The sequence below is a fragment of the Nostoc sp. genome, from assembly GCF_036917095.1.
Classification (GTDB): domain Bacteria; phylum Cyanobacteriota; class Cyanobacteriia; order Cyanobacteriales; family Nostocaceae; genus Nostoc.
On sequence record NZ_JBALFH010000024.1, the window covers coordinates 1 to 20,618 of the forward strand.

Sequence of the window (20,618 nt, forward strand, 5' to 3'; positions counted from 1 at the left end):
AAAATATTTTGGGACTGCTTCTGATTCCTCTGAAACTCCCCACAGTGCCAGGTTGTAGGCAACAATGGTTTATGCACTGTGCCCAGTTAGGAAGGAGCAAGCGTGAATTTTCAGTCGGTTATAGCTTTATTGCATCAGTTCTGGGGCGAGCGCGGTTGTCTCATCGCCCAACCCTACGATATTGAGAAGGGCGCTGGTACTAAGAATCCGCAAACATTTTTAAGAGCATTGGGGCCGGAACCGTGGGCTGTTGCTTACGTTGAACCTTGTCGTCGCCCTACAGATGGACGCTATGGCGAAAACCCCAATCGCTTCCAACACTATTATCAGTACCAAGTTTTGATCAAGCCGTCGCCAGATAATATTCAGGAGATTTATCTTGATTCGTTAAGGGCTTTAGGTATTCGTCCTGAAGACCACGATATTCGGTTTGTAGAGGATAACTGGGAAGATGCAACGGTGGGAGCTTGGGGCACTGGGTGGGAAGTATGGTTAGATGGAATGGAAATTACTCAATTTACATACTTCCAACAGTGTGGGGGTATTGATTGCCGTCCGGTGTCGATTGAGATTACATACGGGTTAGAGCGGCTGACAATGTATCTCCAGCAGGTAGAGGCAATTACTAAGATTCATTGGACGGACAACATTACTTATGGTGATGTTTACCTTCAGGGAGAGATTGAGCAGTGTGTATACAACTTTGAAGCGTCGAATCCTGAGTTGCTACTGACACTATTTAATTTGTATGAGCAGGAAGCTACCCAGTTGACGGAGCGAGGATTGGTCTTGCCTAGCTTAGATTATGTAATGAAGTGTTCGCACACGTTCAATCTGTTAGATGCTAGAGGTGTGATTTCGGTGACGGAGAGAACTCGCTATATTGCCAGGATTCGGCATTTAGCTAGAAAGGTAGCTCATTTATATGTTGAGCAAAGGGAGAAGTTGGGTTTTCCTTTGCTCAAAAATTTAAAACCAGTCATGCCTGAGCGGCTAGAAGTCGCGGCTACACAGACAAAACCTGCTACAGCAGATTAGTAAACCTTTGGGTTTGCATTCTCTAAGCTAGATATATCTTTAATTAGGTATATCTTTATGATGTGGCTATTGCTAAAGGTCAAAAATACGGTTAAATCTTGAGTCTAGAATATTAAGGCTACAAGGATAAAGCCCGCATAGGCGGGCTTTGTTTATATAAACTTGATGGACTATACTTCACCACAAGCATCAAAATTTTTGGTGTTGCTGATTAAAGTGATGAAAAACTCATGTAGAAGCGCTCTAGGCGCAGATAATAAGAGTTTGGAATATTTTATTTTTGAATTTTATAGCCAAATTCAGCAACGCCGATTTTTCTCTATTGCTGCCCTAGCAAAGCACCGCGTAAATCCACTTACCATCTCAGACAAGGGGCAAAATCCCTTTGTTAAAGGTAGGCAGAGTTCCGCCCAGTGTACTAGCTATTTTTAAGTCAGCTACAAATTCGGGTTGTCAGGTGCTTTTACAAAAAATCTTATGATTCAAACCAGTGGTGTAATTATTTGTCTTGGCTACATTTTCGGGTTGTTGTTTACAGCAGTTCCTTGGGGTGGTGTGTGGATTTTGGTTGTGGGGATAGTCGGGGCAATTCTTTTTAGAAGACGCACTACTTCACGGCAACTTGCTCAGAAAACAGAAAATGCTGGAAGCAAAAATAAGGCTGTGCCTAATACTTGGCAAACTACTCCTCATCCTCGAATATGGATAGCTGCTGGCTTAGTGGGTTTATTGGCTACTCTATATTTTCAATGGCGAGTGCCGCAACCAGGTGCAAAAGATATTAGTCAGTTCGTTCCGCCTGGAAATACCAGTAATCAAGAACAACTTGTGATTGTTCGTGGCGAAGTGGTTAGTAATCCCCGCTTAACCCGCAGCCAGCGAGGACAATTTTGGCTGGAAGCGACTCAGCTAGATGAAGTCAAAAATGATAAAGGTTCAGCAGGTGTGCCAAAAGGGGTTACAGGTAAATTGTATGTGACAGTGCCTATACTTCAGGCTACTGGGTTATACCCTAGTCAACAAATTGCTGTGACTGGGATTTTGTACAAACCAAAGGCGGCTTCAAATCCTGGTGGTTTCGATTTTCAGAAGTTTCTCAAGCAAGAAGGAACGTTTGCTGGTTTGATTGGGAGACAAATAAATGTTTTAGATCGGGAACGTAAATGGGGATGGTGGCAAATTCGGGAGCGGATTGTGCGATCGCAAGTTCGTTGGTTGGGTATCCCTGAAGGGCCTCTAGTCAGTGCAATGGTGTTGGGAAGCAAAGCTGTTGATTTACCCTACGATATCCGCGACTTATTTGTACAAGCAGGATTAGCTCATGCTTTAGCAGCTTCCGGGTTCCAAACTTCTTTGATTTTGAGTGTAATCTTACAGTTAACGAGGCGGGCAAAAAAAGGAACGCAATTTACCCTTGGCTTTTTGGCTTTAATGATTTTTCTGAGTTTAACAGGTTTTCAACCTGCGGTTCTCAGAGCCGTAATTATGGGTTTTGCGGCATTAGTTGGTTTGTTATTAAAAAGAAAAGTAAAACAGTTCGGCTCATTACTATTAGCAGCAACTCTGTTATTGGTATTTAATCCTCTATGGATTTGGGATTTAGGTTTTCAATTGAGTTTTTTAGCAACATTGGGATTAATTGTAACAGTACCTGCATTAGTCAATCGCCTAGCATGGTTACCACCTGCGATCGCAGCTTTGATTGCCGTTCCTCTAGCTGCCACTATTTGGACTTTACCTCTGCAACTTTTTGTCTTTGGGGTTGTACCATCTTATAGTTTGTTGCTGAATGTTCTTAGTACTCCATTAATTTCGATTATTAGTATAGGTGGAATCATCAGTGCCTTAGTGGGTTTAATTTGGACTCAGGCAGGAAGCTTTTTAGCTGCGGTGTTACATTACCCTACTGATTGGCTTATTAAACTAGTGGAATTTTTTAGCAAGCTGCCAGGAAACTCTGTTGCCGTAGGCAGCATATCTAGTTGGCAGCTTTTGACGATTTATGCACTGATTCTATTAGTTTGGCTAGTACCTTGGTGGCAGCGGCGGTGGTGGTTTGCTAATATAATTGCGATTGGTTTAGTATTTATACCCCTTTGGCATTCTACAAATACATTGTTTAGGATAACGGTATTGGAATCTGGTACAGAACCAATTGTAGTTGTTCAAGATAGAGGTACAGTAACTGTAATTAATAGTGGTGATGAAGGTACAGGAAGATTCACAATTTTACCGTTTTTGCAACAGCAGGGTGTAAATCAAATCAATTGGGCGATCGCAACTGATTTCCAAGGTAATGAAAGTAATGCTTGGTTGGAATTACTGCAACGTTTACCAATCAAAAACTTTTATGAATATTCCCCAAATCCAGAAAATTCCATTGCAATTCAGGCAATTCAACAAGAACTACAAAAGTATCAAGGATCTTACCAACCACTAGCAGTTGGTCAAGCTGTGAAAACGGGTTCAATAGTGGCACAATTAATCAACGATCAATTACCCATCTTACAATTGCAAATTTTAGATCAAAATTGGTTATTAGTAGGAAATATCAAGTCTAAAGAGGTACAACAACTAGTTAAGAGTGGGAGTTTACCTCGTCCCCAAGTGCTGTGGTGTGCTCCTCAGTCATTAAAAGATTTAGTTATTGCTCTGCAACCAAAAGTAGCGATCGCTTCTTCTGCCAACTCTGATTTAAAAGCTTTATCGGAACTGAACCAAAGCCAAACCAAACTATTTTTTACAGGACGAGATGGGGCTATTCAATGGACTCCTAACGGTCAGTTTGAGACGTTTATTGAAGCTACAGAAAATAAGTCTTCTGTCTTATAAAAAAATCACAACAAACTAAATTTAAAAGCACGATATTTTTTTTAAGCAAGGATAAATAAAGATATTAATTGTTTTTCTTTTCTAATATGACAGAAGACAGGCTAATTGCAAATAGTGCGATCGCTCTTTTCCACTCAGGGTATTGTATTGTGAAGCGATCGCATCTGCAAATACAATTAGTCATAGATTATACTTACCACGTTTACTACCAGAGGATACTGGAGTCTGGCTGCTAAATTACTTAGTATCCGACAGTGCAAGGCATAGCAGCAAAGATGATTCCACATCCAGCTTGAGGGCTGTGATATTATGGGAGACTGCTACATACATTTAGAAAAACTAGAAACTGAATCGATCATGGCTCTGACGCAACTGCGGAAACAAGAAATAATTTCCAATTACCAAGTTCACGAGACCGACACTGGTTCGGCCGATGTCCAAGTTGCCATGCTAACTGAGCGCATTAACCGCCTCAGCGAACATCTCCAGGCAAATAAAAAAGACCATTCTTCCCGTCGGGGACTGTTGAAGCTAATTGGTCAGCGCAAGCGTCTTCTAGCTTATATATCGCAGGAAAGCCGGGAAAAGTATTTAGCTTTGATTGCTCGCCTCGGTATTCGTGGATAGGGACTACCGCTTATGTCTGCTGAAGAATCTGAACGCAGTCGCTTGCCCTTTGAACCAAATAAAAAGCGTCAAAAACCCGCAAAAACTCAAAGTAAACCAGCAGCACAGCCACAAGAATCTGGCAAACAGGCTGATAGAAAAAGACCTTACACCAAAGAAGAGATGGCTATTCCCCAAGTAGTCAGCCAGCGGATGATCCGTCGGGTAGCTGGATTCTGTGGTGTACCGACAGCTTTGGGCATTAGCACCCTGGTTGTTAGCTATCTGCTTGCTATCTACTCCAACATCCAACTACCTCCCATCGCCGTGTTATTGGTGAACATGGGATTATTTGGTTTGGGGGTCTTAGGGATAACTTACGGCGTTCTCTCTGCCTCTTGGGATGAAGAAAGAGTCGGAAGCTTGCTGGGTTTGGGTGAGTTCAGCACCAATTGGGGGCGAATGGTGGCAGTTTGGCGCGAAACTCGGCAAAAAAACTCATAATTAACGGCGCTCAGGTATTAGCTAACTGCGGTATTGGGTAAATAAAGAAGTGAATGTTGAAGTTGAAATTTTATAACTTCAACATTACTAATTAAAATTATACAAACCTTTTTATACCCAATAAGTAGTTATTTAGTAGTAAAACTACTGACTGAGCGCTATATTTTGTCTATTTATTTTGTAAATAAATTTTATTTTTAACTATTCGTAATTAGACCAATAGGCAACAATAAAGTTAGCTCATTTACAGAAAATTTTACTTAATTAATCAGGAACTTTCACATGATTATAGTAATGAAAAGTGGTTCCCCAGAGGCGGAAATAAGCCGCATTGATGAGGAACTAACTAGCTTGGGGCTAACTCCAGAAAAAATTGTTGGTCAACACAAAGTAGTTATTGGTGTAGTAGGTGAAACCGCCAGCTTAGATCCACTACAAATTCAAGAACTTAGCCCCTGGATTGAGCAGGTGTTGCGGGTAGAGCAGCCTTACAAACGAGCTAGCCGCCAGTACCGCCACGGCGAAGCTTCGGAAGTGGTAGTTAATACTCCTAATGGAGCAGTGGTATTTGGCGAACACCACCCTTTGGTAGTCGTTGCTGGCCCCTGCTCTGTAGAAAATGAAGAAATGATTGTGGAGACAGCGCGGCGCGTCAAGACGGCGGGAGCCAAATTTTTGCGTGGTGGGGCATACAAACCCCGGACTTCACCTTATGCCTTCCAAGGACACGGCGAGAGTGCTTTGGATTTGTTGGCGAAGGCACGGGAAGTAAGTGGACTAGGTATTATTACAGAAGTAATGGATGCAGCCGACCTAGATAAAATTGCCGAAATTGCTGATGTAATCCAAGTGGGGGCAAGAAATATGCAGAATTTCTCCTTGCTCAAAAAAGTAGGAGCGCAACCGAAACCAGTTCTCTTGAAGCGGGGAATGGCGGCTACTATTGAAGATTGGTTGATGGCAGCCGAGTATATTTTGGCATCAGGCAATCCTAATGTAATCTTATGTGAAAGGGGAATACGCACCTTTGACCGTCAGTATACGCGAAATACGCTGGATTTATCAGTAGTGCCAGTGTTACGAAAGCTGACCCACCTGCCAATTATGATTGACCCCAGCCACGGCGTAGGTTGGTCTGAGTTTGTGCCTTCAATGGCAATGGCTGCGATCGCAGCTGGCACAGATTCCCTCATGATAGAGGTTCACCCCAACCCTGCCAAAGCTTTATCCGATGGGCCCCAATCTGTTACACCAGACCGTTTCGATAACTTGATGCAAGAATTAGCAGTAATTGGTAATGCGGTGGGACGCTGGCAGCAACCAGCTGTGGCTCTGGCTTAAAATTTAGTTGCAGCTTCACGATCGGGTATCTCAACAGATGATATGTATCGAGAAAGTGAGCGTCAAAAGTGCCGCTACAAAATCGATCTGTAAGTTACTGCACTCGTCTGTGAGGCGATACGCTACCGCATCCTTGGTCAGATCGGGATCTTCGATTTTGATGTTTGTTGTAGTACCTAGCTTACAGTTATTGCAACTCAACTTTACCACCTGAAAAAAAAGGGACGGGCAAAATACCCATCCCAGAAAATTCACTTTTACTCAATTGATAGCAAAACTTTTACTGTACCTGCGTGGGGAAAGCACCAGGTTGCACAGCTATGTTAAGACTCTGCCCATTGCGACGTAATTCCATACGTAAATCGCCTCCGACTTGGCTATTTTCCACTGCTTTTTGGACACTGCTAGCATCTGTAACTGCTTGCCCACCAAGCTTTTGGATCACATCACCAGCACGTATACCTGCTTTAGCAGCTGGTGAATTTGGTACAACTTTCACCACTAATACACCTTTATCTTCATTCACACTCAAACCGCTATTGGGATCTGAGTTGATATTTTGTTTTAGCTGAGGCGTTAACCCCACCATTTGAATTCCCAGATAAGGATGTTCTACTTTGCCTGTAGCTATTAGTTGACTGGAAATGCGTTGTGCTGTGTTGATAGGAATAGCAAAACCTAATCCTTGTGCCCCTTGGATAATCGCTGTATTCATAGCAATCACCTCGCCACGGGAATTTAGTAGGGGCCCGCCGGAGTTACCAGGATTAATAGCTGCATCAGTTTGAATATACTCTACTCGCTTATCGGGAGCACCAATTTGATTGCTACTGCGTCCGGTAGCACTGATGATTCCGGTAGTTACTGTATTATCTAGTCCAAGGGGGTTGCCGATCGCGATCGCCCATTCTCCCGCTTGCAATTGATCTGAGTTACCCAAGGCTACTAACGGGAGATTGTCTGCCTGAATCTTGACGACAGCAACATCGGTCAACTCATCTTTTCCTAAAACCTTTCCTTTAAAACTACGTCCATCCTTGAGTGTTACTGTTACCGTATCAGCACCATCGACTACGTGGGCGTTGGTGAGAATACGACCATCAGCACTAATAATAAAACCTGAACCAGTACCCCGTTCTACCCGATTCTGTTGTTCTGGTATTTGAGAGCCAAAGAAGCGGCGAAAAAGTGGATCGTTAAATTCATCTGGTATCTGGTTTTTTACGGTTCGCGAAGAGTCAATTCTTACCACAGCTGGCCCTACTTTTTGCACCACTTGGATAACAAAGTTAGGATCTGTGGCTGCTGGTAATGGAGGAGCAGCATTTACTCGACTCACTGCCAAATTAGATGCACTCTCAGATACCTGCTGAGAATGTCCAGCCATATAGCCGCCTGCCAATGTCATACCCGATCCCAGTAGCACGAGCGATAGAGAGGCGGCAGCCTTTTTCCAGGGTGCTCGATTATGGTATTTGGTGTCAGTAGTGTTGGATAAAATGCTATTTGATGGGTGTTCTCCATCGCGAGATTGGTTTTGCATTGCTGTCTGGAAGCATATTTAGATGTATTACTAATGTAGATATTATTTGTGACAGTTTTGTTGCAGAGGTATTGCGTTGTTGTGAAAGGTTTGGTACTTTACTTATCGCATCTTAACTCAACTGTATTGGAATATAGTCATTCGTAGGGGCGTAGAGATGTGCGCCCCGATTGCGTGTTCCATCCATGTCTGAAGGAATAAAATGGCACAGGGTAAAATCTTACTTAAGCCTGACACTTTATGGACAAGTGTCAAAGAACAGACTGAACATGCTTTACAATGTGGGGCATTGCTGTCGATACCGACGGAATTTGAATTTGTCGAACAGGATAACGTGCGCTTTTTAGTGCGGATTTTGTCTAATCTGAATCGCAAAAAAGCAGCCAAGGAAAAACAGGAAAAACAATCTGCCACGTCTGATCAAGAGTTTAATCCTTTCTTGCCTTATGAAAAGGATTTATTTGTGGCGGATATCTCTGATACCCATGTATGTATATTGAATAAATTCAATGTTGTTGATTATCATCTGCTAATCATCACTCGTGCCTTTGAGGAACAGGAAAGCTTACTCACCTTGGAAGATTTTACGGCTATGTGGGCATGTCTGGCTGATTTTGATGGTTTAGCATTTTACAACAGTGGCAAAACCGCAGGTGCTAGTCAACGACACAAGCACTTACAATTAGTTCCCATACCACTTGCACCTTCAGGGCCGCAGATACCTATTGAACCTCTGCTCGCGTCAGTAGAATTTCAGGACTCGGACGTAATACCAAGACTTCCTTTTATACACGCTTTCGCACCCCTAGATCCTCATTGGGTGCAGTCGCCATTAGCAGGGGCCCAAGCAACACTGGAAATTTATCGCACCTTGCTACATGCTGTGGGTTTAGATGCAAGGCAATCTGGTGCTTACAATTTGCTAGCGACACGAGAATGGATGTTAATCGTACCGCGATCGCAGGAGCATTTTCAGTCTATCTCTGTGAATTCATTAGGATTCGCTGGTGCTTTGCTAGTTCGGAATGCAGCAGAAATGGAGATTCTCAAAGCTCAAGGGCCGATGACCATCCTCAAAAATGTTGCTGTATCCTAATTAAATTAGTGCGATGTCTCTCTTTAAAAGTTCGTACCTACTTAAACAAGTGATATCTACAGCCCTAAAACGATGTTTTAAAAATCCTATTGTCGGCAATAATTGCCTGATTCTGGGGAAATAACTGCTATATTTACACCGTCCTACTTAGTTAAGGTGAAATTTTCAGAAATCTGTTATTACATATCCAATATGCAATTTGAATGTCAAATATTACGCTGTAGAATGCAGATTGGTATCACTCTATAAGCTCGCCCATATTAAAATCTATTCTTATCCAACCTTTGAGTCTTCGTAAGTTGTCGAGAATGAGTAAGGGAATCTGCCAGTGATGTACCATCAGGAATGGTAAAGGATCGCTCACCTCAAACATTGCTTCTTTCCCCCGTATGATGTTTCTTAGCCAGGTTTGCAGTTGCTTAAACGATCTAATCTCATTTAGCCGCCAAACTTCGTGGTACAGCCAATAGGTTGGCTTACTATCAGCAAGAGGTTGTAAAGATTCAGCCAGGGGTTCTTTACCAAGATAGGCATCCGCTACTCCTGGATGATTGTAAAACATAGTAATGGCGGAGTGAGTCCGGGGGTTACACTCAATCGCGTAAACAGTTCCGTCTTCTGCCTCGATGAAGTCAAAGGAAAGTTGCCCGGTTTTTCCCAGTTCTTTGGTAAAATGACTCGCCCATTGCATAATTTCTGGACGATCGACGTTTTCGTAGTTGACTTGAAAGGCGGATGACTCACAGCAGCAGTACATTCTTGACTCTCCATCTCGCGCGGTAGTGTGAGTGCAGTATTCCTTTCCAGGGATAAATTCCTGCATAATCCAGGGGTTTTTCTCACTAATGGGCAGACTATTGACAAATGCTGCTGTTTCTGATGGGGTATCGCAAGGTAGCTTAGTGAGATTCAAGCGACGTATTTGATCGTAGGGGATGCTTTTAAGAATGTATTTGCGCTTCTCCTGAGAAAAGTCAAAGTTGATGACTTGTGCGGGATCGGTAATTTTGAAGGATTTGGGGACAGATAAACCGAACGATCGCGCTGTTTCAGAAAAGGCAAACTTATCATCCAGGAGCTTTGTAACATCAGCATCGAAGTGGAAAAATTCACAAAAGTCTGGTAATGGTGGCTGGCCTCGATCGTAGTGAATGACGGAAAAAATCGCTACCGGGATAAAAAAGTCGATCTTTTCTGTTTTGGCGATCGCGTGGAGGCTTTCAACATAGCCTTCTAAGTCTTTGCTTGGATCGGGAACGGTATAAAAGCCTGCAACAGAGTTGGAATATTTATTACCACTTGACCAGAATTTCTCAATGTCAATTATAATAACCCGATGCCCAGCAGCATGAAATGAACGCGCTAGCTGAAGGGTTTTAGTCATTCTCGCGCCAGCAATCAAGATATTTTTGGAATTGGGGTTGACAACAATTGACTTACCGAATGGTTGCTTAAGAAAGTTCCATAGTAGCGATGTTAAGACAACGATGCAGTTTAAGGGAAATGCCAGCGCCAGTAATACAAGAGTGCCCAAGTTTTGGAACACTACAAAAATATACTTTTTCATAGTTAGAATTTTGACAAGATAGTGGAATCAGTGCCTGGTGCATAGGAAGAAGTTAAGGAAATGCGATCCTGCTCTTGCTTCCTTTTTTTAACGATTTAATTCATTAAGTCTCCAAAGTTCGTGAGCAAGCCAATAAATAGGCTTATTATCACTCAGGGGTTGCAGAGATAGAGTTTTTATATTTTACGTCTTCTCCAAACTGTATGAGTTTCCCGATGCAAAAATCAATCCTCACCCAAGTTCTTAAGGAGCGCAAACTATCGAGTAATAGTAAAGGAATGTACCAGTGATGTACCATTAAGAACGGTAGTGGGTCGTTTACTTCAAAGATTGCATCCTTTCCTTGCCAAATATTTTTAAACCACTTTTGCAACTGCTTTAACGATCTAATTTCATTAAGTCGCCAAAGTTCGTGATAAAGCCAATAAATAGGCTTACTATTACTCAGAGGTTGCAGAGGTTCCGATGGAGGCTCTTTACTCAGATAGGCAGCCGCTAAACCTGGATGGTTATAATACATTGTAATTGCAGAGTGAGTACGGGCGTTGCACTCGATCGCATAAACCGTTCCATCTTCCGCCTGAATGAAGTCAAAAGAAATTTGTCCAGTCAGTTGTAGTTCTTTGACAAAATGACTTACCCACTGTTTAATTTCTGGGCAATCGACGTTTTCGTAATTGACTTGAAAAGCAGATGATTTGCAGCAGCAGTGTACCGTTAATTCGCCATTTCTCACTGTGCTGTGAGTACAGTATTCTGTTCCAGGAATAAACTCTTGCAATACCCAAGGCTTATCTTTACTAATTGGCTTGCTTTTGACATGAAGCGCCATTTTTTCGGGAGAATCCATTGGTAGCTTAGTTAGATCCAAGCGTAAAACAGAGTCATAGACAATACTTTTGAGAATGTACTTGCGCTTTTCGTTGGTAAAGTCGAATTTAAGAACTTGTTCGGGATCTGTAATTAAGAAGGTTTTCGCGACAGATAGCGACAGTGAGCGGGCAATTTCTGCAAAGCTAAACTTGTTATCGAGCATAGTCATTGTATCAGCATCGAAGTGGAAATTCTCACAATAGCCTGCTAACACTGGCTTGCGTTCCGAGTCAAAGTAGCTGGCAGCAAAAATGCCTACTGGTACAAAAAAGTCTATGTTTTCCTTTTTAGCGATCGCCCGCACGGCTTGAGTATAGCCGTCTTTGTCTTCGTGTGAGTCAGGAACTGTGTAAAAGCTAGCCACAGAGTTAGAAAATCGATAACCACTAAACCAGTATTTATTGAGATCGAATAAAATGACTCGATGCCCAGCAGCATGAAACGATCGCGCAAGCTGAAGGGTTTTGGTCATTTTACCGCCACCGATCAAGATATTTTTAGGATTCTCGTTCAAAACCACTTGCTTGGCATAGCTTCGGCTGAAAAAATTCCACAGCAGCAATGTGAGTACGACAGTGCAGTTTAAGGGAAATGCGATCGCCAGTAATGCAAGAGTACCCAAGTTTTGGAATATTGCAAAAATCTTCTCCCTCATAGTTGTAATTGTGACATGATATATGCTTATGCTTGGTTGACTCAAATAATCTACATTCGAGTTCTATTACTTGTCGCTAGTGAAGACCTTGTGCTATTCCAAGTCAGAAAAAAGCTAAAAAGGTGATTTGCCAGACATTAGATCGCGCTCAACGCTTCATTGACTGCCGTCATAAATAACTCATTTAAAGGAATTCCCGCTGCGTTTGCTGTACAGGCAATCACCGCGTTGTGGTCAAAAATACAAAACAACCCAGCTTCTAAGAACCAAGGTTGTCCCTGTGGGTCGATCCGGAAGTCAAATAAACTATAATGGCGACAGCCCAAAGCCAAATGACACTTCTTAACTTCTTGCTGAACCTTTTGGACGATCGGGTCATTAATATCTACAATCCAACCTGGAACATAATTTTTAGCAGTTGAAGCCAAGTCGCCCTCGATTGGTATTTTGAATTTGTCAGTATAGCTGCGGATGGGTCTTATTTGGGGGTCTATTTGATACTCTTCAAGGGGTAAACCAATTAGCTCCCCATCTTTGACAATGGCGCCACATCTGACTTCTCGACCGGCTTCAATGAATGTTTCTACAATTACCTCCGAAGCAAATTCAAATGCTTTCTTCAAGGCAGCGTCATACTCACTCTTTTCTTTGACTAAGGACACTCCTAAAGAGTTGTCGGCATTTGCGGGTTTGATGACTACTGGAGGTGTAATTGTCGGAACGTCTCCTTGGCGGAGCAATTCTCCAGAAGGCACTTTCACCCCTGCTGCTGCGACAATTGCTTTAGTTCTGGCTTTGTGGGCCGTGATTGCCATCACATCTGGAGTATTGCCTATATAAGGGATCTTTAGCAAGTCGAATAGTGCCCGGTAGTCAGTCATTCCAGGCAGACAAAACATTTGTGGCAACATCAGGTCAATGTTTTGCGCTGTTATAAACTGTATGGCATCTGATAGAGGCATCGGTTTAGCGACAGCAATATCTTCTGGACTAAGAGAGGAAGGAAATCGCCATTGGCCATCAAGTGTGATGTATGCAATCAGAAAGTCATAGAGCGATGGATTTGCCGTAGCTACCAGACAGCTTTGGGCGTAATTGCGTGACAACTCACAATAAAAATGATTGTATGCAGATCCAACTAAATGAAGGATGCGAAGTACTGGCATGATTCATCTTCCTAAATACCGTTGTATTTTTATATAAGGGACTTCCAAATAAAAAAATATTCAATTACTCTTGTGGGGTGGGCGTCTCGCCCGCCATATGGACTGGGCGGGCAAGATGCCCACCCCACAATTGCCCACCCCACAATTGCCCACCCCACAATTGCCCACCCCACAATGTTGAATAATTTATTTCTTGGAGTTCCCTAACAACTACGATTGCAAAAATTGCTTGAGAAGAGATGAGGAAGTAAGCGGAAATTATTCCTTCTTATCTTCTTCATCTCTTTGAAGTCTAGCCTTGACTCAGACTTCTCTGCTCATCTGTCGATTACACAACGCGTCTAATCAGAGTTATACCATCTCGGATGGGTAAGAGAACTTGCTCTACACGAGGATCGGCAGCGACAACACGGTTGAACTGAGCGATCGCTTCACCGTTGGCAGTACGCTGTTCTGATGGTAGGTAAACTTGCCCCTGCAACAAAGTGTTATCCACACAGATTAAACCGTCGAGAGTCAGTAAGTTACTATCCAAAATAATCTGGAAGTAATCTACATACTCTTTTTTATCAGCATCAATGAAGATCAGATCGAATACTTCATTTCTGGCAGCCAGCTTATGGAGTGTCTCTAAGGCAGGTGCTACTTCCACAACGATTTTGTCACCGTGGAGAGACTCACTAAAGCAAGCTTGAGCAAATTCAGCAACGTAGGGATCTACTTCGCAACCGATAAGTTGCCCATCACTTGGTAATGCTTCTGCCATTGCTAAAGCTGAATACCCTGTGAACATTCCTACTTCTAGAATGCGCTTTGCTTTGGTGATATGAACAAACATTTTCAATGTCTGTCCTTCCAGATGTCCTGAGAGCATCTCCTGCTCTAGTTGACGCACTGTTTCACCATCGCTGAAGCGTTTGCTCCAATCTTCTTTGCTAGTTTTTTGCGCTAATGCAGTCAATGCGCTCGATTCGGGCGTGGTGTAATCATCCAAGTAGGGATCTAAACCCGCTGCTAATTGAACACCCTGCCGTAAAGAATCTAATATCTCTACGGGAATGTTGTTCTCTTCTGCCAATTTGAGGGTTTGCTGTAGCTGGGCTACTAAGATGCTGTGTGGCGTTATCGGTCTAGCTGTTTCTCGTCCTAAAACACTCGTCATATTTTCACACCCCTACTAGCTTGGCTTCTTGATTTTCAATGTATGCGTCAACACCTTTTCCGCCACGAGGGTATTTAGCACAAAGACGTTTGTGTTCAGCTAGGGCAGCATCAAGTTCTTCACGAGTTAGATCGTTGGCAAAGAAGCACTCACCAATTGGACGAGGCATGGCTGCGCGTTGTTTGCCATCTCGTGTCAAGCTTATAGATTGGGTAGCATCCCAGAGCAAATCTCCATCTAGTAGAGGATGATCGAGTGATAAACCGATACGACTCATCAAGTCTAGGATGCGATCGCGCTCTCCTGTTGGAATATAGCCTCGTTGTGCTGCAATGGTTGCAGACAAAGCCATATCTATATTGACGGCATGACCATGATATAGGGGTATCTGAGGTGCTAATTCTAGAGTAGGACTCCAAGTATGACCGTAGGCAATGACGCGATCGAGGTCTATTTCATGCAAGTTAGGAGTCTCTAACTCCAACATGGTTTTGATTGCCTCGTAGTTGAGTTTATGGGCAATCTCTTTAAGTTCCGGTGTCCCATTCACGTGTCCAAAGTGAGTGGAAAGCAGTTCTTCGCCATATTCGTATAGCAGTTCAAATACTTCAGAGTTAGAAACTACAGCGATTTTCACTAACTCTGCCATCCCATTACGAACTTGAGCCGTTGGCAAGGTTTTCAAAAATGAGAAATCGAGGATCACTTTTAAAGGTGCATGATATGCTCCCAAGCGATTTTTCAACTTGCGATGATTAACTGCTACTTTAATCGCTACACCTGCATCGATTAAACCAATCAATGTGGTAGGAATGCGGATGAAATTACTCTTGCGACGGTAAGCAGCGCAAGCAAACCCAGCCACATCAGTAATTAAACCACCACCGACGACTAAGACTGGTTCCTTACGAACTAAGCCAAAGTCCGAAAAAGCGTCAATAATTTTCTCAAAGCTTGCAAGAGTTTTATCTGGCTCTGTAATGATGATGGGAAATACTGTGAGATCGATGTCATAGTGTCTAAAATATGACTTGATCTGCTTGCCATAAAGTTCATAGACATTTGCATCAATTACAGTCAGACAGCGACCAAATTTCGCATAGCTATCTGCTATTTCTGTGTTTTCAATATCAAATGCACCATTCACATAGACAAGACTGAAATCGATTTTTTCGTAACCTTGCACGTGAAATGCAGCTTCCGTGGCTTCAAAGGATGCTTGAACTTTATTCATGTCTGTTGACCTTTATTACAACTAAAAAATTGGCAGATTGCGGGGATGATTCCGATTTACCCTTATGCACGCCAGCAACAAATTATGCTCTTTATCGTTTGAGATTAAAGGCATGACAAAATTTGCTTTCAATAAAAAGCTGACACTTATTGCTGACTGGCAATGTTTTTAAACAACACCATTCATCTGAGTAAATTCTGTAAGTGGGTTAACCTTTAATTCGGCTTAACCTCAAACTAGTCAACTAGTCTCACTAGCAATATATTGGCATAATAATTGCCTATTTCTTCCGAGATTGCTGACTTTAAATTTGGGAAATCTATCTTAATTAAGATTTATTCCCCTATGTTTAACTCTAATGGCTTTCCAACTGTACGATCGCGCAAAAGTTCTACCCTAGACAACTGCTCATATCGTTGATCTCCAAGCTTCAATTTGAGATTAGAACCCTGATTAATCGTTAGTTCGCTGTTCTTTTGCATTAGTATCAAACCTTATATCGCTAAACTCGCTAAATTCTATTTGCTTCAGAATGACAGTAGAATCCCTCTTCCATTGAGTCAAGTTAATGCCCAGTATTCAAGATACCTACTTCAGTAACTCTTGAAAACTCAGAATTTAGATATATCTGAATTACTAGTAACAAAACTTTAACTTTATTAAGGAACGGTTGTTTGTTAAATAACTTACTAAGTTTGCTTGAATTGGCTTTAAAGCTCTAAATTGGGTTATTTTAGCTTAAACTAGCAAATAATTCACTGGCTAGTAACTTAAAAGCACAATACAAATCATAACATCAGAACTATACAAATCATAACATCAGTAAATATATTTAAGTCAATCCACCATGCGAAGTGTACTAAGCAAGCAGATAGGATCAATAAAATATGTCTAAAGATAGATACTTTACATAGCAACTAAAATGCTTTGCCGTCGATGAAAACCCTCTCTTGCGAAAGCGTCAAAGTTTAACAGAGTAAGATTCTTTCAATGGTTCACTAGTGTAAGTTAAGACATCGGAACCGTAATCAATATGCGATCGCTCAAATACACCCACAGCCGGAACTAGGTCGTACCGGACTCGCCGCTTTGATAAGTTAAAAAACATCTAAATTGCATAATCAGATTAAATCAAACTCTTGTGGGGTGGGCATCTTGCCCGCCCTAGTTATGCAATTTAAATGTGGAACAGCTTACCAAAGTCAATTTCACCAACTTTGTGACCCCAAGGCAAATGTGCCCAAGGCCCGACTAACAAATGTTGGGGTTTAGCGCTACAAGCGACCATATCCTTATATAAATGCAAAGTGCCGTGCTGGGATTTGAGCATAGTTACGAGCAGGGAAATTTCAAAACCAGGTAAACTATGTAGCGATCGCTGTTGCTTAAGCACTACTCAGATAAACTTTTTTCCTCTGCCTCCCCTGTCTCCCCTGCTTAATATCTTTACCGAGCTTGTCTAGTTAATGGCTGTTAATTTTCTCTCTAGGTCAAATAAAAATCCGTGGATATATTCCTCAGTCCATTCGGCACCATAGAAGCGTTTGAACATCCCTCGCGCTGGGTCTTTTTCAGCCCGATATCGCAGGTATCGCAATTGGGCTTGCTCAATAGCTGCTAAATTTTGGGAATCTATTACAGCTTCTGCCTGTTCCACGAAATCTAGATAAGCTTTCAAATAGTCTTTAAAAGCGGCAAATACCTGAGTTTCTACTACAGCCGTTTCTTGGGGACGAGTCCATAGAAAAGCGGGAGAGAAAAAGGGTCGTGCTTCTTCTGGAAAATCTCCTCCCCAAGACAGATGTTGTTGATGGGCATGGAAAATGGGCAAAATTGGTTCAGTATATTTTGCCTGATATGCTGGATCGTCCCGAAATAGGGGCTGCATATCCAAAGCAATTAGATGTCCTCCTGGTAATGTCACCAGATCGGCCCCAAAAAAGGGTAAATCGTAGTTGAGGTGGGGGAAAATCACAAAATTCAGCACTTGCAGCGAATTGCCACCCTGCACGTGAGCTGCACGAATTTGTCGCAATTTTGCGGTTTGAAAGGCATAACTAGTGGTGACAACCTCTTCCTGATTCTTTCCCTTGCCCACAACAGCACTCTTAGACTCAAACCCAGTGGGGATAGGATAGGGTTGTAAATCCAAGCGCGATCGCATGTAGGCGATCGCATAATCGAGAAATGGTTGATAGAGTGTCACGTCGCTTCGCTCCAAATTCAAAATTCAAAATTTAAAATTAATAATCCCCAAAGCCCAATCGATCATCTTTTGCCGACACCAACTGCTAGGGGAACAGCATCTTCAAATAAGAATTCATGGAGAAAGCGCTCTGCCCATTCATGACCAAAATAACTGCTAAACAAACCAGATGCTGGATCGCGGTCTGCACTATATTGGTCATAGTCTTTTTGGGCTTTGACAATCCGCTGGATATCTTCAGGGTCTTGGAGCGGTTTGGCATCTGCTAACATTTGCCAATACAAGTTTAAATAATCTTGAAAAGCTTCAAAGACTCGCGTTGCCACTGTTTCAGGATCTGTTTTGGCAAACAATAGGTATTTAGAAAAATACTGATTGGCATCGTAAAACTTCATTTCTAAGTTTTGCGCCAAATCGGGGTATTTATCATGGAGAGATTTTAGCGGAACTATATATTTTTTTTGATAATCTTCATCCTGAAATAAAGGTTGAAAGTCAAGTACAATCAGATTTTTAACTTTCCCAAAGGATAAAAAGTCAATTCCTAACAGAGGTAGATCGTAGTGATGACTGGGATAAATCACGCTGTTAAAAATTTGGGCACTCTCGCCGGCATCAATGTAGGTATAACGAATTTTCCGCAACTCTTGAGATTGGTAACACCAACTGCGAATAGTTGCTGGGTTTCTGCCGCGATCGCTAAGTTTGAATTCCAAACCAGGGGGAATGACCCTACTTTGTAAATCAAACTGCTGAAATAGCTCTTTTTCTAAAAATTCCAGGAAAGGCTTATACATGGAGCATGATTTGTTAACCCTTGCATGAAAATAAGTGATGGCGATCGTGCACGTCTCATTTATGAGAAACAAAGCAACATTCCTTAATGGGGATTGGGCACTGGAAACAGGCACAGAGTTTTGACTTTTCACGTTATGTGGAAAAGTCCACGAAAACCTAACCCCCTAACCCCCTTCCCGCATCGGGAAGGGGGAAATTCAAAGTCTCTCTCCTTTTAGGAGAGAGATTTAGAGAGAGGTTTTCCAGATGCTGTGAAAAGTCAGGCACAGAGTTAGGATGCAGCGAGCAGAGGGCAAAGAGGTAATTTTTATGCTCCCTGCTCCCCTGCTTCTTCCCAATGCCCAATCCCTACCGAGCATGGTTGCGACCGATCATTTGCTCCAGCAGTTCTTGGGAAACACAACGACGCTCAGAACAATAAGTCATCAAGTTGACACCATTCATCATTCGTACAGTACTGACCCTGACACGAAAATCATCCGTAACAAACCAACAACGTTCCTGACCTTGATTATTGTCATAGTCAGTATCAATCGTCAGTAGTCCATCATCGGCAAACCGATATCGGCTCACAACCGGAATGCTTTCAACATAGCCCTGGTTGCGGATTAGTTTTCCAGAACGCCTCGTTTCGTTGGGAACATCAACCAAAATCGCAGCATTATCGCTATTCGGTAACCTGGTGTCTAGGTTAGCCTGCCATGCAAAGCTAGCACCGCCTGTTGCTTTCGTAGGGTCTATCCCTTGGGCTTTACAGACTTCTTGGACTTTCGGATCGTCCTTTTCCATGACTTTAACGATCAAATTCGACTCTCCCGACTCATCCGCCGCCGAGTCAAAATGATGAACGGAGCGCTCCGTAAACCATGTCCCCTCACTTTTACGGAAGAAGTCGATCATTGTCAAGGGGGGTATTAAATGCATCTGTTTTGAAACCTCTTTTATCAAATTTTGGCGTTATTGAATACTGAGTTATGAGATGAAGTCCCGATTTAGCTAAAGTGTAGAATAACTCCAAAAGTTATATTTTAATCAGCTGATGACAAATAGTGAAATTCAACTTATTACAAGCAAACGCCCCAGTCCAACTCCAGAAATCTTAACAGCTCTCAAAAAAGCAATCGCTGTGGATTGGGTCGATTTGTACCAATTCAATCTGAAGGAAGTCGATTTACAACAAGCTAACTTGAGCAAAGCCAAGCTACTAGGAGCCGATCTCAGTCAGGTGGTCTTAAGTAATGCTGATTTGAGCGGGGCAGATTTGCGAGGCGCTAATCTGCGTGGAGCCGATTTGAGTGGGGCTAATTTACAGGGAGCTTATTTAAACCGTGCTGACCTCCAACAAGCAAATCTCAGTGGCGCAAATTTAGAGGGAGCCAAACTCCAAGTCGCGCGTTATGATACACAAACGAAATGGCCGCAAGACTATAACTACAAAGCTTGTGGAGCGGTAGGGCCGGGTGCTAATCTCAATGGTGCTTTTCTCAATACAGCTTCTTTACGAAACGCAGATTTACAAGGTGCTAATCTGCGTGGAGCCTACCTCAGCGGCGCTGACTTGACAGGAGCCAATTTGCAAGGTGCGGCTTTAAGTGGCGCTGACTTGACGAAAGCTTATTTAACAGGGGCTTGCTTGCGGAATGCCCGATTAACTGGAGCCGATTTGCGGGATACAGATTTGCGAGCAGCTGACCTCAGCGATGCAGAGATGGAGCACCTTCAAAGTATCGCTGGAGCAGATTTTACTCTTGCCCAAGGACTTACAGAAGCAACTAAAGCCATGCTTTCTAGCCGTCCACATTCAGAACTCGATGTTTGGAACGCTTACACTCGTGCAACAACTCGTGAGAGTTTGAGTGCTTGAGTGTGCCAATTTTAGATTTTAGGTGCAGCTGCGCTTCTTATGGATGAAATAAATCCAAATTCCAAGTTGTGCTCGAAGCGCACCATAGGTGCGACCCAAAATCCAAAATTGTTTGATATCATGTCCGCTTGAT

At 42.6% G+C, this 20,618-nt stretch carries 20 protein-coding genes; 8 read left to right on the forward strand and 12 right to left on the reverse strand.

Features of this window, described 5'->3' with window-relative positions; genetic code table 11:
* Positions 1-102: 102 nt before the first annotated feature.
* The 6 genes from glyQ (at position 103) to aroF (ending at position 6,321) form a co-directional block, all read left to right on the forward strand.
* Positions 103-1,038, forward strand: a complete 936-nt coding sequence (gene glyQ, locus V7L01_RS12810; RefSeq protein WP_335035246.1) for a glycine--tRNA ligase subunit alpha — start codon at positions 103-105, stop codon at positions 1,036-1,038.
* A 165-nt stretch (positions 1,039-1,203) separates the two neighbouring features.
* Positions 1,204-1,470: a hypothetical protein gene (locus tag V7L01_RS12815; RefSeq protein WP_335035248.1), complete on the forward strand. Its 267-nt coding sequence runs from the start codon at positions 1,204-1,206 to the stop codon at positions 1,468-1,470.
* 45 nt (positions 1,471-1,515) lie between these two features.
* Positions 1,516-3,870: a ComEC/Rec2 family competence protein gene (locus tag V7L01_RS12820; protein WP_335035250.1), complete on the forward strand. Its 2,355-nt coding sequence runs from the start codon at positions 1,516-1,518 to the stop codon at positions 3,868-3,870.
* Positions 3,871-4,227: 357 nt separating this feature from the next.
* Positions 4,228-4,497 (forward strand): 30S ribosomal protein S15, encoded by a 270-nt coding sequence (gene rpsO, locus V7L01_RS12825; RefSeq protein ID WP_094348354.1) that lies wholly within the window; start codon positions 4,228-4,230, stop codon positions 4,495-4,497.
* 12 nt (positions 4,498-4,509) lie between these two features.
* Complete coding sequence (locus tag V7L01_RS12830) at positions 4,510-4,980, forward strand: PAM68 family protein (RefSeq protein WP_335035252.1); 471 nt, start codon at positions 4,510-4,512, stop codon at positions 4,978-4,980.
* A 282-nt stretch (positions 4,981-5,262) separates the two neighbouring features.
* Positions 5,263-6,321 (forward strand): 3-deoxy-7-phosphoheptulonate synthase, encoded by a 1,059-nt coding sequence (gene aroF, locus V7L01_RS12835; RefSeq protein WP_335035253.1) that lies wholly within the window; start codon positions 5,263-5,265, stop codon positions 6,319-6,321.
* A 280-nt stretch (positions 6,322-6,601) separates the two neighbouring features.
* Here aroF and V7L01_RS12840 read toward each other — a convergent pair whose 3' ends face one another.
* Entirely contained in the window at positions 6,602-7,864 is a 1,263-nt protein-coding gene (locus tag V7L01_RS12840) for an HhoA/HhoB/HtrA family serine endopeptidase (protein WP_335035255.1), read from the reverse strand.
* Between the two features lie 202 nt (positions 7,865-8,066).
* Here V7L01_RS12840 and V7L01_RS12845 point away from each other — a divergent pair, with 202 nt between their 5' ends.
* A complete protein-coding gene (locus tag V7L01_RS12845; RefSeq protein ID WP_335035257.1) occupies positions 8,067-8,960 on the forward strand; it encodes an ATP adenylyltransferase family protein in 894 nt (297 codons plus the stop codon).
* A 238-nt stretch (positions 8,961-9,198) separates the two neighbouring features.
* On the opposite strand, the gene V7L01_RS12850 is transcribed toward V7L01_RS12845, so the two are convergent.
* The 11 genes from V7L01_RS12850 to V7L01_RS12900 all read right to left on the reverse strand — a co-directional run bounded on the left by V7L01_RS12850 (position 9,199) and on the right by V7L01_RS12900 (position 19,545).
* On the reverse strand, positions 9,199-10,527 hold the full coding sequence (locus V7L01_RS12850; RefSeq protein ID WP_335035259.1) for an ATP-grasp domain-containing protein: 1,329 nt from the start codon (positions 10,525-10,527) through the stop codon (positions 9,199-9,201).
* 148 nt (positions 10,528-10,675) lie between these two features.
* A complete protein-coding gene (locus V7L01_RS12855) occupies positions 10,676-12,055 on the reverse strand; it encodes an ATP-grasp enzyme (RefSeq protein WP_335035260.1) in 1,380 nt (459 codons plus the stop codon).
* 137 nt (positions 12,056-12,192) lie between these two features.
* A complete protein-coding gene (locus V7L01_RS12860) occupies positions 12,193-13,221 on the reverse strand; it encodes a D-alanine--D-alanine ligase family protein (protein WP_335035261.1) in 1,029 nt (342 codons plus the stop codon).
* 328 nt (positions 13,222-13,549) lie between these two features.
* Positions 13,550-14,383 (reverse strand): O-methyltransferase, encoded by an 834-nt coding sequence (locus V7L01_RS12865; RefSeq protein WP_335035263.1) that lies wholly within the window; start codon positions 14,381-14,383, stop codon positions 13,550-13,552.
* 4 nt (positions 14,384-14,387) lie between these two features.
* Complete coding sequence (locus V7L01_RS12870; RefSeq protein ID WP_335035265.1) at positions 14,388-15,617, reverse strand: sedoheptulose 7-phosphate cyclase; 1,230 nt, start codon at positions 15,615-15,617, stop codon at positions 14,388-14,390.
* A gap of 335 nt (positions 15,618-15,952) precedes the next feature.
* On the reverse strand, positions 15,953-16,099 hold the full coding sequence (locus tag V7L01_RS12875) for a hypothetical protein (RefSeq protein WP_335035267.1): 147 nt from the start codon (positions 16,097-16,099) through the stop codon (positions 15,953-15,955).
* A 479-nt stretch (positions 16,100-16,578) separates the two neighbouring features.
* Positions 16,579-16,725, reverse strand: a complete 147-nt coding sequence (locus tag V7L01_RS12880; protein ID WP_335035269.1) for a hypothetical protein — start codon at positions 16,723-16,725, stop codon at positions 16,579-16,581.
* A 69-nt stretch (positions 16,726-16,794) separates the two neighbouring features.
* Positions 16,795-17,010 (reverse strand): hypothetical protein, encoded by a 216-nt coding sequence (locus V7L01_RS12885; protein WP_335035391.1) that lies wholly within the window; start codon positions 17,008-17,010, stop codon positions 16,795-16,797.
* A 66-nt stretch (positions 17,011-17,076) separates the two neighbouring features.
* Positions 17,077-17,823, reverse strand: a complete 747-nt coding sequence (locus V7L01_RS12890) for a phycoerythrobilin:ferredoxin oxidoreductase (RefSeq protein WP_335035270.1) — start codon at positions 17,821-17,823, stop codon at positions 17,077-17,079.
* 62 nt (positions 17,824-17,885) lie between these two features.
* On the reverse strand, positions 17,886-18,620 hold the full coding sequence (locus V7L01_RS12895; RefSeq protein ID WP_335035272.1) for a 15,16-dihydrobiliverdin:ferredoxin oxidoreductase: 735 nt from the start codon (positions 18,618-18,620) through the stop codon (positions 17,886-17,888).
* 349 nt (positions 18,621-18,969) lie between these two features.
* A complete protein-coding gene (locus tag V7L01_RS12900; protein WP_335035274.1) occupies positions 18,970-19,545 on the reverse strand; it encodes a phycobiliprotein lyase in 576 nt (191 codons plus the stop codon).
* 115 nt (positions 19,546-19,660) lie between these two features.
* Here V7L01_RS12900 and V7L01_RS12905 point away from each other — a divergent pair, with 115 nt between their 5' ends.
* Positions 19,661-20,485, forward strand: coding sequence for a pentapeptide repeat-containing protein (locus V7L01_RS12905; protein WP_335035276.1), 825 nt, complete (start codon positions 19,661-19,663; stop codon positions 20,483-20,485).
* Positions 20,486-20,618: the final 133 nt, after the last annotated feature.